This is a genomic window from Pseudomonas sp. SDO5591_S426, from assembly GCF_054070755.1.
This window is the reverse complement of sequence record NZ_JBSVXD010000193.1, coordinates 1-10,320: the sequence shown is the minus strand read 5'-3', so window position 1 is coordinate 10,320 and position 10,320 is coordinate 1. Positions and strand designations below refer to the sequence as shown.

The 10,320-nt window shown below is 59.1% G+C and carries 14 protein-coding genes; 7 read left to right on the top strand and 7 right to left on the bottom strand.

Annotated elements, in window-relative coordinates:
- The first annotated feature begins 154 nt into the window (after nt 1-154).
- The gene (locus ACW9JC_RS25490) at nt 155-1,027 is read left to right on the top strand and encodes a mechanosensitive ion channel family protein (protein WP_457458427.1); all 873 of its coding nucleotides are present in this window, start codon (nt 155-157) and stop codon (nt 1,025-1,027) included.
- Between the two features lie 11 nt (nt 1,028-1,038).
- Here the strand turns inward: ACW9JC_RS25490 and ACW9JC_RS25485 are convergent, their stop codons facing one another.
- Nucleotides 1,039-1,443 carry a RidA family protein gene (locus ACW9JC_RS25485; RefSeq protein WP_457458425.1) on the bottom strand — a complete coding sequence of 135 codons (405 nt, stop codon included), beginning with the start codon at nt 1,441-1,443 and terminating at the stop codon, nt 1,039-1,041.
- Between the two features lie 141 nt (nt 1,444-1,584).
- Here ACW9JC_RS25485 and ACW9JC_RS25480 point away from each other — a divergent pair, with 141 nt between their 5' ends.
- Nucleotides 1,585-2,511: a LysR substrate-binding domain-containing protein gene (locus ACW9JC_RS25480; RefSeq protein WP_457458423.1), complete on the top strand. Its 927-nt coding sequence runs from the start codon at nt 1,585-1,587 to the stop codon at nt 2,509-2,511.
- Between the two features lie 90 nt (nt 2,512-2,601).
- On the opposite strand, the gene ACW9JC_RS25475 is transcribed toward ACW9JC_RS25480, so the two are convergent.
- On the bottom strand, nt 2,602-3,078 hold the full coding sequence (locus tag ACW9JC_RS25475) for a hemerythrin domain-containing protein (protein ID WP_457458421.1): 477 nt from the start codon (nt 3,076-3,078) through the stop codon (nt 2,602-2,604).
- Nucleotides 3,079-3,196: 118 nt separating this feature from the next.
- On the opposite strand from ACW9JC_RS25475, the gene ACW9JC_RS25470 reads away from it, so the two are divergent.
- Genes ACW9JC_RS25470 through ACW9JC_RS25455 form a run of 4 tightly spaced genes read left to right on the top strand, consistent with a single transcriptional unit; the run spans nt 3,197 to nt 7,010 of the window.
- Nucleotides 3,197-3,496, top strand: coding sequence for a hypothetical protein (locus ACW9JC_RS25470; protein ID WP_457458419.1), 300 nt, complete (start codon nt 3,197-3,199; stop codon nt 3,494-3,496).
- 12 nt (nt 3,497-3,508) lie between these two features.
- Entirely contained in the window at nt 3,509-4,888 is a 1,380-nt protein-coding gene (locus tag ACW9JC_RS25465) for an iron-containing redox enzyme family protein (RefSeq protein WP_457458417.1), read from the top strand.
- A 43-nt stretch (nt 4,889-4,931) separates the two neighbouring features.
- On the top strand, nt 4,932-5,876 hold the full coding sequence (locus ACW9JC_RS25460; protein ID WP_457458415.1) for a methyltransferase: 945 nt from the start codon (nt 4,932-4,934) through the stop codon (nt 5,874-5,876).
- A 12-nt stretch (nt 5,877-5,888) separates the two neighbouring features.
- Nucleotides 5,889-7,010 (top strand): carboxylate-amine ligase, encoded by a 1,122-nt coding sequence (locus ACW9JC_RS25455; RefSeq protein WP_457458413.1) that lies wholly within the window; start codon nt 5,889-5,891, stop codon nt 7,008-7,010.
- Between the two features lie 4 nt (nt 7,011-7,014).
- Here ACW9JC_RS25455 and ACW9JC_RS25450 read toward each other — a convergent pair whose 3' ends face one another.
- The 5 genes from ACW9JC_RS25450 to ACW9JC_RS25430 all read right to left on the bottom strand — a co-directional run bounded on the left by ACW9JC_RS25450 (nt 7,015) and on the right by ACW9JC_RS25430 (nt 9,827).
- Complete coding sequence (locus ACW9JC_RS25450) at nt 7,015-7,179, bottom strand: hypothetical protein (RefSeq protein WP_457458411.1); 165 nt, start codon at nt 7,177-7,179, stop codon at nt 7,015-7,017.
- Nucleotides 7,180-7,313: 134 nt separating this feature from the next.
- Nucleotides 7,314-7,898 carry a hypothetical protein gene (locus ACW9JC_RS25445; RefSeq protein ID WP_457458409.1) on the bottom strand — a complete coding sequence of 195 codons (585 nt, stop codon included), beginning with the start codon at nt 7,896-7,898 and terminating at the stop codon, nt 7,314-7,316.
- Nucleotides 7,899-8,160: 262 nt separating this feature from the next.
- Complete coding sequence (msrA, locus tag ACW9JC_RS25440; protein WP_457458407.1) at nt 8,161-8,667, bottom strand: peptide-methionine (S)-S-oxide reductase MsrA; 507 nt, start codon at nt 8,665-8,667, stop codon at nt 8,161-8,163.
- A 51-nt stretch (nt 8,668-8,718) separates the two neighbouring features.
- Nucleotides 8,719-9,222: a copper chaperone PCu(A)C gene (locus ACW9JC_RS25435; protein WP_457458405.1), complete on the bottom strand. Its 504-nt coding sequence runs from the start codon at nt 9,220-9,222 to the stop codon at nt 8,719-8,721.
- Nucleotides 9,222-9,827: an SCO family protein gene (locus tag ACW9JC_RS25430; RefSeq protein WP_338586174.1), complete on the bottom strand. Its 606-nt coding sequence runs from the start codon at nt 9,825-9,827 to the stop codon at nt 9,222-9,224. Before ACW9JC_RS25430 ends, ACW9JC_RS25435 begins: the two co-directional genes overlap by 1 nt.
- 241 nt (nt 9,828-10,068) lie before the next feature.
- On the opposite strand from ACW9JC_RS25430, the gene ACW9JC_RS25425 reads away from it, so the two are divergent.
- A complete protein-coding gene (locus ACW9JC_RS25425) occupies nt 10,069-10,269 on the top strand; it encodes a YbdD/YjiX family protein (protein ID WP_457458403.1) in 201 nt (66 codons plus the stop codon).
- Nucleotides 10,270-10,320: the final 51 nt, after the last annotated feature.

The following is a 10,320-nucleotide window of genomic DNA, read 5'->3' as shown; positions in this document are numbered from 1 at the left end:
GAATGTGCGACCGCCATCGCGAGCAAGCTTTGCTCCTACAGGGTACTTTGTCGAAGCTGAAATCTGCGTCCCCCAAATCCCACTGCGTCCGACTGGCAGCTCGCGAAGGCTGTGCTAGCGTCTTGAGGTCAATCCTCATTTGCGAGCTTCTGCCATGGACGAGTCAATCGTTAATGTAACCACCGAGAAGTTCAACGCACTTATTGCAGTCGTGCAGGCCTACGGTGTCGCTTTTGCAGTCAAGATTCTGGGTGCCATTGCCTTCTGGATCATTGGGCGCTGGCTGATCGGCTTTGCCGTCGGTGTCGTGCAGAAGTCTCTGGGCAAGCAGAAAGTCGACCCCACCGTGCTGCGTTACGTCGGCTCGGTCATCACCGTCACGCTGAACATCATCCTGGTGATCGCCATCCTCGGTTACCTCGGCATGCAGACCACCACCTTCGCGGCGCTGCTCGCGGCGGTCGGCCTGGCCATCGGCATGGCCTGGTCGGGATTGCTGGCCAACCTGGCGGCGGGTGCCTTCATTATCGTGCTGCGCCCGTTCAAGGTCGGTGACTTCATCTGTGCGGGCGGGGTGACGGGTACGGTCACTGAAATCGGCCTGTTCGCCACTGCGATCAACACCCCGGACAACGTGCTGACCCTGGTCGGCAACAACAAGATCTTCAGCGACAACATCCAGAACTTCACCCACAACCCGTTCCGCCGCGTCGAACTCAAGGCGCAACTGTCCGGCGCGACCGACTGGAAAGCGGCGGCGGCCTTGCTCAAGGAAAAAATCGCCGCCATCCCCAATGTGCTCGAAACCCCTGCGGTAGACGTTGAAATTCTCGAGTTCAACCTGGTTGGCCCGGTGTTGGCGGTGCGTCCTTACTGCCATAACGAAAATTACTGGCAGGTGTATTTCGACACCAACCGCGTCATCAAGGATGCCCTTGGCGAGGCAGGATTCCCGGCGCCAATGCCGGCGCAAACCGTGATCTTCCAGCAGGGCGCCGCGTTGCCCGGCGCGCTGGCGAAGGAGTGACGGAAATCGACTCAGCTTCCGGAGTTTTCCGGAAGCCTGGCGATTACCTTGATCTCGAACTCAAACCCATAGAGCCAGGTGACGCCGACGGCGGTTACCGTCGGATACGGCGCCTGGCCCCAGAACTCTGACACGACCTTCCAGATCCTCTCGAATTTCGCTTCGGGATCGACGATGAACACGGTGACATCCACCACATCGTCGAAGCTGCAACCGGCTGCGTCCAGAATCCCGTTCAGATTGCTGAACGCCCGCCGAACCTGGGTATCGAGTTCCGGCTCGGGCGAGCCGTCCTCGGTACTGCCCACTTGCCCCGACACAAACATAAAGCCATTGGAACGGATCGCCGGCGAATAGCGATTACGCTCGTAGAGCGCCTGGCGACCGGGTGGGAAAACAACGTCACGCTGGGTCATAACTACCTCCATCAGCGGGCCTGATCGGCTCGCAATTAACGATGCAGCGACTTTAGAGGGCCAGGGCTTGCCCGATAAACGAGCAACTGCAACCATCACTGTTTGTAAAAACCAAATAATCCGCTAGCGATTGAGGCAGGTATGGACCGTTTCGATGCGATGCAGGCCTTCGCCCGGGTGGTGGAGGCGGGCAGCTTCACCAAGGCCGCCGAGACGCTGCACATGAGCAAGACCAGCGTCACGCAACTGGTGCAGCAACTGGAGGCGCGATTGCGGGTGAAACTGCTCAACCGCACCACACGCAAGGTCAATGTCACCGCCGACGGCGCCGTCTACTACGAGCGCGTGGTGCGACTGCTGGCTGACCTGGACGATGCCGAAACCAGTCTGTCGAGTGCATCGACCGTGCCCAGGGGGCGACTGCGGGTGGATGTGCCCAGTCCGCTTGCGAGCATGATTCTGATGCCGGCGTTGCCGGAGTTTCATGCGCGATACCCGGACATCCAGATCGACATGGGCGTCAGCGATCGCATCGTCGATCTGATCGATGAGAACGTCGATTGCGTGGTGCGCGGCGGCGAGTTGACCGATCAATCACTGATGGCCCGGCGAGTCGGTGACCTGCAGTTGGGCGTGTTTGCCGCGCCGAGTTATCTGCAACGTCTCGGCACGCCATTGCATCCACGGGAGCTGGAAGATTCCGAGCATCGCATCGTGGGTTTCCTGTGGGCGCGCACCGGCAAAGCCGTGCCTTATGCCATGCGCAACGCAGGCGAAAGTGTCGAGATCAAGGGACGCTACGTGTTGGCCGTCGACGATGGCAACGCTTACATTGCGGCCGGTCTGGCGGGCATGGGCGTTCTCTGGTTGCCCGACTACATGTCCAGGCCCTATCTGGCGCGCGGCGAATTGGTTCCACTGTTCGAAGGCTGGAGCCTCGATCCGATGCCGTTGTTCGTGGCGTTCCCGCCGAACCGGCATATCAGCCGCAAGGTGCGGGTATTCATCGAATGGGTGACCGAGCTGATGGCGCACCATGCGCCTTTGATGGACCCGCGTGGTTCATGACTCGCCAACCGTAGGCTGATCCGAAAAACCCGCGAAGGATATCGCGGGTTTTCATTTTCAGGGGCCGTAGAGCATGATCGACCTGCGTCATCAGGCAGCCATGTTCCCGCCACTCAGCTCTTTTTTCAAAGACGCTTTCATCGACTCCATTTGCTTGCCCAGTTCGTCCAGTTCGGCCTTGCCCAACAGCTTTCTGGCCTGAGGAAACATCTCGGTTTCCTCTTCTTCAATGTGATGTTCAAGCAGCTCCTTGACCACTTTTGCACGTCCGGAAAACTCGACACTGGCCGGGTCTGTCGTCTTCAAGTCAGGCAGTACCAGCGAGTCGACGGTGCGGTGCTCTTCCTTCGCTTCGTAGTACATGACTTCCTGTTCTTTACCCCCGGCTTTCTTGTAGGCCGGGTAGAGAATCTCTTCTTCGAGCCGGGTGTGAATCATGATTTCCATTTCGAGCTTGCCCACCAATTCAGTGCGTTTCTTTACCGCGCGCTCAGTGGACTCATTCAATTGGGTCAAGATGCCTTTTACACGTTCATGGTCAGCTTTGAGGATGTCGATGGCGTTCATGGTCTTGCCTCTGCAGCGAGTGGGTGTACGCATAGGAAGAATCGGCCGGAGGAAAAGTGCGGAGCAACAGACGAGCGGCGGGATACGCCGCTCGTCATCTGGAGGGCACGCTCACAGGTTGGCTACTTCAAAAGAATACGGCCCGGAAAATCCGGACCTTTTTGTTGTAGAGGTGGGTATGGCTAGCGATTCGACTTACCAGGACAAGCTGCAACGTCAGGACCAGACACAAGGTTCTGTGCCTTCCAAACCGGAGCCCGATGGCCCGCTGGCAAACCCCAACGATCCGGATAAATACGATCCGCTGACACGGCCTGATCCGGATGCTTCCCAACGTCCGGAGGATTGGGACGATCCGGCGGGCAGGGATGTTCCGGAGGCTGATGAGCAAACACCACTGTCCGACGATAGACGATAGGAGGTTCTGCCCATGACGGTATTCAACTCTTGTTCCGGGTCGGCTTCGTTAGTAGCCGGTGTCAGCAATGACGGTGGTTTTCGCGAACTGTATGGCGAGCTGTACAGCAGCGGCAGCGAGGCCGCGCAACGGGCAGAAGCCTTCCTGCGCGAGCAACTGGCCCGTGCAGCCGAGCTCCCTTGCGACCTGCCCGACACGCCTGAGCAATTATTGTCATGGGCTGAAGAACATTGCGCCGACGTGGCGCGCGACTATGCAAGTTATCTCGCCGAGCGTCAGCACGGAGCAGGGCGCCGCTATTTTACGAACAAGGCCCACGCGCTGTATTTCCTGCAACGCGTGGCGCCGACCAAAGAGGTCGACGGCGCGTGGCTCGAAGGTGTCCTTGAACGCTGGCGCGACTATCGCTTCGATGGCCTGCTGACGACCTATCTGGAAGAGTTGGGCAAGGGTGATCCCCGGCAGAACCATGTGCGGATCTACCGCACGTTGCTGGCCGAACACGACTGCGACGATCAGCAAGGCCTGGATGATGAGCACTTTTTGCAGGGCGCGATTCAACTGGCGCTGGGTCGTTGCGGTGCTGACTTCATGCCGGAAGTGATCGGCTACAACCTCGGCTACGAACAACTGCCGTTGCACCTGTTGATCAGCGCCTATGAACTGCGTGAGCTGGGTATCGATCCTTATTACTTCACCCTGCACGTGACCATCGATAACGTCAGCAGCGGCCATGGGCGCAAAGCCGTTCAATCGCTGCTTGAACTGATGCCGCTGGATGAGGGCCGGGAGGAATTCTATCGCCGTGTTGCGTTGGGTTATCGCCTCAATGATCTTGGCCTCGGTTCCACGGCGGTGATTCAAAGTTTCGAGCTGCAACACGAAGTGATCGCCATGCTCGAACGCAAGCGCGTCTTCGGCCAGCACATGCATTCCGACTACTGCCGGCTCGAAGGGCAAACCGTCAACCAGTGGTTGTCGTCGCCCGGCCATGTCGCAGATTTTCTTGCCGCGATGGAGCGCAAGGGCTGGATCAAGCGACGTCGCTCGCCTGATGAAAGTCGATTCTGGCAGTTGATCGAGGGCAGCACGGCGGCGATGTTTGGTGTGTTCAGCGGTTACGAGAAACAGCTGATCCACGACTGGATCGCCGGTGAATGGCAAGCGCCGAAGCAGCGCCCGGCACTGCATCGCGATCACGACAGCGCAGGCGTCGATTCGAGTACGCCGGATGATCCGGAGCTCAAGTCGTTGCGGGACAGCCTCGACAATCAGGCACCGCACCAACAGCTTGAAGCGCTGATGCCCTGGCTGTCGGCACAACGGCACCATCGCCCGGCCGGACTGTTCGCCACGCGCCGCTTTATCGAATTGCGTGCCCGTTTGCGCTGAACTCTTCGCATTGACCTCTTTGCACTGACTTAAGGAGCGCCCCATGTCAGTACAACAAATCGCCGATCGGGCCTTGCTGGATTTGGGCAAGCGTCTGCGCGCCGAGCACTATCGTTTTGTCACGCCAACCCCACTGACCCACCAGACTTTCCTTCAGCGCTTTGCCACACCGCTGGCGAAGGATTGGCGGGATGTGTTCGGTTGGTCGATGCCGTTCGACCACACGCTGTTTCCGCTTGATGAACTCGCGGTGCTGGAGCGGGCAGGTATTGTCGAAAGGGACGGCGCGATGTGGCGCAGCACGGTGCGTTGGTCGAGCCTTGAAGGCTTGTTGTTCGCTCACTCGGCGTACCCGACGACGCAAAGCGACTCCGTATTCTTCGGCCCTGACAGTTATCGCTTTGCGCAATTGATCGAAGCGCATTTGCAACAGCGCTTCGAACCGATACGCCGCGCGGTAGACATTGGTTGCGGTGCCGGCGTCGGCGCATTGGTCGTCGCCCGTGCCCGACACGATGCCCAGGTGATGGCGGTGGATATCAACCCGAAGGCACTGCGACTGTCAGCGGTGAATGCCGAGCTGGCCGGTGCCAACAACGTCACCGTCTACCACAGCGATATCCTCGGCAGCGTCGAGGGCCAGTTCGATCTGATCATCGCCAATCCTCCTTATATGAACGATGGCCAACAGCGAGCCTACCGCCACGGCGGAGGTGCGTTGGGCGAAGCGTTATCGCTGCGCATCGTGCGCGAGTCGTTGCCGCGCCTGGACAGCGGCGGCAGCCTGGTGCTGTACACCGGTGTGGCGATGGTGGCGGGGCAGGACCCTTTTCTCGACGCCGTGCTGCCAATGTTGACCGGCGATGCCTTCGGCTGGACCTACCGCGAGCTGGACCCTGACGTGTTCGGCGAAGAGTTGCTCAAGCCCGGATATGAATGTGTCGAGCGGATTGCAGTGGTGGCGCTCACCGTAACCCGGCGGCACTGACGGGCGCCCCTCATGAACATGGCACCCAGATTCGGCATTGAAGAGGAATACTTCCTGACGGACCTGACAACCCGGCAATTGCTCGCGCAACCGGACGCCGATCTGCTGCGCGATTGCCGCGAGGCTGTCGGCCCGGGGTTCGCCTATGAAATGTTCCAGGGCCAGATCGAAGTCGCCTCGCCGGTGTTCTCCGCGACAGAGGAATCCGCCGAATTTCTTGGCGGTGTTCGTTCGCGGTTGAACCACACGCTGGCATTGCACGATTCGGGTTTGCTTTGCGCCGGCACGCATCCACTGGCGCACTGGCGTGATCAGCGCGCCACAGCCTTGCCGCACTTTGAACAGCTGTTTGCCGAATACCAGTCTGTGGCGCAACGCAGTGTCCTTTGCGGCCTGCACGTGCACGTGGAAATTCCACCTGGCATCGACCGTATTGCCGTGATGAACGAAGTGGCGCCCTGGCTGCCGCTGCTGCTTTTGCTCAGTTGTTCCTCGCCATTCTGGGAGGGTGCCCAGAGTGGGTTCATGAGCTATCGCCAGGTTGTCTGCGACGGCTGGCCACGCATGGGCGTCCCCGAATACTTTGCAAACGAAGACGAATATCAGCGCTACCTGACGGTGTTGCGCGACGTTGGCGTGATTGAAAAGGACGGCAATGGTTGGTGGGGGCTGCGGCCTGCCAGTCGCTACCCGACTCTCGAATTGCGCATGACCGATGCCTGTCCTCGCCTTGCCGATACGCTACTACTGGCCAGTCTGTTCCGGGTGATCACGGCCTTCGCCATTGCCCGCGAAAATCCGGGTGTCGGCTATGACGCCACGACACGCTGGCTGCTGGCGGAAAACCGCTGGCAGGCCAAGCGTCATGGACTTCAGGGGCGCTTTGTCACCGATACCCGCGATGGCGTGATCAGCGCAGCGCAATGGATTGATCAGGCCCGCGCACTGCTGACGCCCACCGCGCAACGTATCGGCGAAGCCCAAGTTTTCGATCAGGCCGAGGCGCTGTTGCTCGACGGCAACAGCGCCTGCCGTCAATTGGCTTGCCATGCCCGCGCGATGGCCAAAGGTGCGGACCCGCAGCAGTGTCTGTATCAAGTGGTGGATCACTTGCTGCAGGAAAGCCGTGGCTAGGGATTCAGTTGCCGTCGGCGACCTTGCGCTCGATTTCGTCGATCTTTCGGGTCAATTCATCGGCCTCGGGTTCATCGTCCGAGGGTGAGGAAGCGGGCAGGGTTTCATCCGCACGCTCGGCATCACGGCGTTTTTCTCTATCGGCAGGGTTTACACGGTCGTTGTTCATGGTGCGTACCTCCAGTGTCTTCACATTGGAGAGCGCCACAGGGGGCGAGTTCGAGATTTTTGCCGAGGTTCTGCTGATCGGTTGCTCACTTCCTTTGGCGCAATGCCGGACGCCATCACCGGCGGCCGGCCTGTTCAAAACGCGGTGTAGCCAAAGTAAAGGAAGGCCACGGCAGCCGCGAGGGTAAAAGCGCCCAAGGCTTTGGTTGTCGCACGGCTGGTGTGCAGGGAACCGGTCGAGCGCTGCAAATGCGTGCCCGAATACACGGTACGGGTAAAGAAGCCGTCCATGGTTGCCCGGTAGGTGTAGCGCAGCCCCAATAAGATGAACAGCACGATCAGGCCGATGGCTGACGCGCGCAGGATGACTGGGTCAATCAAGGGCGGGGGGAGTTCTTCTGCGCAGGCTGGGCTGTCGATTTCGGCGATGCTGATGCGTCCCTGATTCATGGACGTCAGCGAAGAACTCTTGAGGTACGTCTCCTGTTGCTCCAGGTCCAGCGCCTGATACTTCCAGAGAGTTGCCGAGCCTTCCCGGCAATAAGTAAAACCAGCAGGGTTGGCGGCGACGATGATGCAGGCGTCGTTGATCCCGCTTTTTTTCAGGGTTTCCGTGGCTGACCGGGTGAAGTCCAGTTCAAGTACAGGAATAACTCCATTGGCAAAAGCCCCGGCCGAAACCATCAAACTCCCCAAGAAGCAAATGGTTGAAATATTCAAGGTTGAATGTCCTTGTTTTTATCGGCCTTTTATTTGAACCGGCGAGTACTTTGCCCGCCGTTGATTGAGCGTAGTTCGCCAAACGGGATCGTGATGCGCAAAAGTGCACAAGGCGAACTGCGTCACCTTTTGGACGATGCGCCCGGTCCAAATGTAGGAGCTGCCGAAGGCTGCGATCTGTTGATCTTGATCTTGATCTTGAAATCAAGAGATCGCAGCCTCGTTGCACTCGACAGCGCCTACAGGGGAGGTGTTCGCGGTATTACCCGCGTTTCGGTAACTGCCAGTTTGGCCGAATGAAGTGGCAGGTATAGCCTTCAGGAAGCCGTTCCAGATAATCCTGATGCTCAGGCTCCGCTTCCCAGAACGGGCCGGCAGGTTCGATCTCGGTAACCACTTTGCCTGGCCAGAGATCGGAGGCGTCTACATCGGCGACGGTGTCCTCGGCGACGCGTTTCTGTTCTTCGCTGAGGTAATAGATAGCCGAGCGATAGCTGGTCCCAACGTCGTTGCCCTGGCGATTTTGGGTGCTTGGATCGTGGATCTGGAAGAAAAACTCGAGGATCTGCCGATAGCTGATCTGCGCCGGGTCGAAGACGATTTCGATCGCTTCGGCGTGGGTGCCATGGTTGCGGTAGGTGGCATTGGGCACATCGCCGCCGGAATAGCCGACCCGCGTGGAGATCACGCCCGGTTTGCGTCGCAGCAGATCCTGCATGCCCCAGAAGCAGCCGCCGGCCAGAATGGCGGTTTCGGTGTTCGTCGTCATGTTACGCACCTCCCATCAGAGAACGGCCTCGTGGGGGAGGCCGTCAGACCCTCATTGCATTTTGCTGTGGTCCATCTTGCTGTGGTCCATGCTGCCGTGATCCATGGTGTCGAGGGCACGCGCTGGAGCCTCGACCTTGATCGTCTCTTTCTCGCCCTTGGCGTTTTCCACGGTCAGGGTCAGCGGCACTTTGTCGCCTTCCTTGATCTGCCCGGTCAGGTTCATGAGCATGATGTGGTAACCATGGGGATCAAAGTTCACGGCCTTGCCGGCTGGCAGGGCGACGGACTCGACCTGCTGCATGCTCATCACATCGTCTTTCATGCTCGACTGGTGAATCTGTACCAGTTTGGCCACCGGCGACTCAACGCTCAGCAGCTTGCTGTCGGTGTCGGCCTTGAGGGTCATGAACGCGCCACTCGACGGCTGGCCGGCAACGGTCGCACGGACCCAGGCGTCGTTGACCTGGGTTTGCGCCGATACCTGCCACGCCATGCCAATCAGGGACAGGCCCAAAGCTATTTGTTTAACACGTGAAGCGCAGAACGAAGTCATCAGCAGACCTCCATGACGGTGAGCAAATCCTCTGCACACTCTTGAGCGGTAAGGGACGCGGACAGGCCAAGGCGCAGGTTGCCCCGGGAGTCGAACACGAAACTGGTGGCGGTGTGGGACAGGGTGTAAGTGTCGCCGCTCGGAACCTTCTCGAAGAATACGCCGAACTCCTTGGCGGTGGCGGCGGTTTCTTCCAGCGTGCCGTACAGCGCCTCGAAACTCGGGTCGAAGGCCTTGACGTATTTGTCGAGCAATTCAGGTGTATCGCGCTCAGGGTCGAGGGTGATGAAGATCACCTGCAGGCGCTCGCCATCGCGGCCCATCAGTTTTTTCGCCTGGGCAGCGCGGGCCAGCGTGGTCGGGCAGACCGCCGGGCACTGGGTGAAACCGAAGAAAATCATCGGCATCAGGCCCTGATAGCTGCCCAGCATCCGGGTTTCGCCCTCGGTATCCTTGAGCTTGAAGGAACGACCCAGGATCTTGTCGCTCAGGTCCTTGCCGTACTTGAACGACAGCTTGCTGCTGTCATCGCAGCCGGCGAGCAGGCCAAGGCTCAGCAAGCCCATGCCTTGCAGGACCGTGCGACGGGAATACAACGTACTCATGAAAAAAAGCATCCTGTGTAGCGACAGATGGAACACAGTGCCTGACTGATCAGACGAAAAAAAGCGCAGGGATGTTAACAAACTGTTGCCCGTTAGCGCTTAATCGATGGCCGACCGGTCATGCGCCAAAAGGTCGCGGGTGCCGTGATACTTGAACATACAAACCGCCCGCGCGCCGACACATTGCAGATACATCCGTGGTGTTACATCGCCTGGTCGAAACCTCATTGAGAGCACCGCCATGTTCCGCAAATTGCAGCAAGCCGCCCGATTCTTCAGCCAGAGCGCGCGTTTGATGGTGGGCGTTCCGGATTACGACAACTACGTCGCGCAGATGGCCATCAACCAGCCGGACGAGCCGGTGATGAGCTATGAGGCGTTTTTTCGCGAGCGTCAGGAAGCGCGGTTTGGGCGTGGGAAATGTAATACGCGGTGTTGCTGACAAAAAGATCGCAGCCTGCGCAGCTCCTACAGATGTACGCGATCCTCTGTA

Bases quoted from the DNA above. Each gene is read 5' to 3' on its own strand.
- ACW9JC_RS25485 (WP_457458425.1), bottom strand. From the start codon at position 1,443: ATGACCCAGCGTGACGTTGTTTTCCCACCCGGTCGCCAGGCGCTCTAC.
- ACW9JC_RS25480 (WP_457458423.1), top strand. From the start codon at position 1,585: ATGGACCGTTTCGATGCGATGCAGGCCTTCGCCCGGGTGGTGGAGGCG.
- ACW9JC_RS25490 (WP_457458427.1), top strand. From the start codon at position 155: ATGGACGAGTCAATCGTTAATGTAACCACCGAGAAGTTCAACGCACTT.
- ACW9JC_RS25450 (WP_457458411.1), bottom strand. From the start codon at position 7,179: ATGAACAACGACCGTGTAAACCCTGCCGATAGAGAAAAACGCCGTGAT.
- ACW9JC_RS25465 (WP_457458417.1), top strand. From the start codon at position 3,509: ATGACGGTATTCAACTCTTGTTCCGGGTCGGCTTCGTTAGTAGCCGGT.
- ACW9JC_RS25430 (WP_338586174.1), bottom strand. From the start codon at position 9,827: ATGAGTACGTTGTATTCCCGTCGCACGGTCCTGCAAGGCATGGGCTTG.
- ACW9JC_RS25475 (WP_457458421.1), bottom strand. From the start codon at position 3,078: ATGAACGCCATCGACATCCTCAAAGCTGACCATGAACGTGTAAAAGGC.
- ACW9JC_RS25455 (WP_457458413.1), top strand. From the start codon at position 5,889: ATGAACATGGCACCCAGATTCGGCATTGAAGAGGAATACTTCCTGACG.
- msrA (WP_457458407.1), bottom strand. From the start codon at position 8,667: ATGACGACGAACACCGAAACCGCCATTCTGGCCGGCGGCTGCTTCTGG.
- ACW9JC_RS25425 (WP_457458403.1), top strand. From the start codon at position 10,069: ATGTTCCGCAAATTGCAGCAAGCCGCCCGATTCTTCAGCCAGAGCGCG.
- ACW9JC_RS25435 (WP_457458405.1), bottom strand. From the start codon at position 9,222: ATGACTTCGTTCTGCGCTTCACGTGTTAAACAAATAGCTTTGGGCCTG.
- ACW9JC_RS25460 (WP_457458415.1), top strand. From the start codon at position 4,932: ATGTCAGTACAACAAATCGCCGATCGGGCCTTGCTGGATTTGGGCAAG.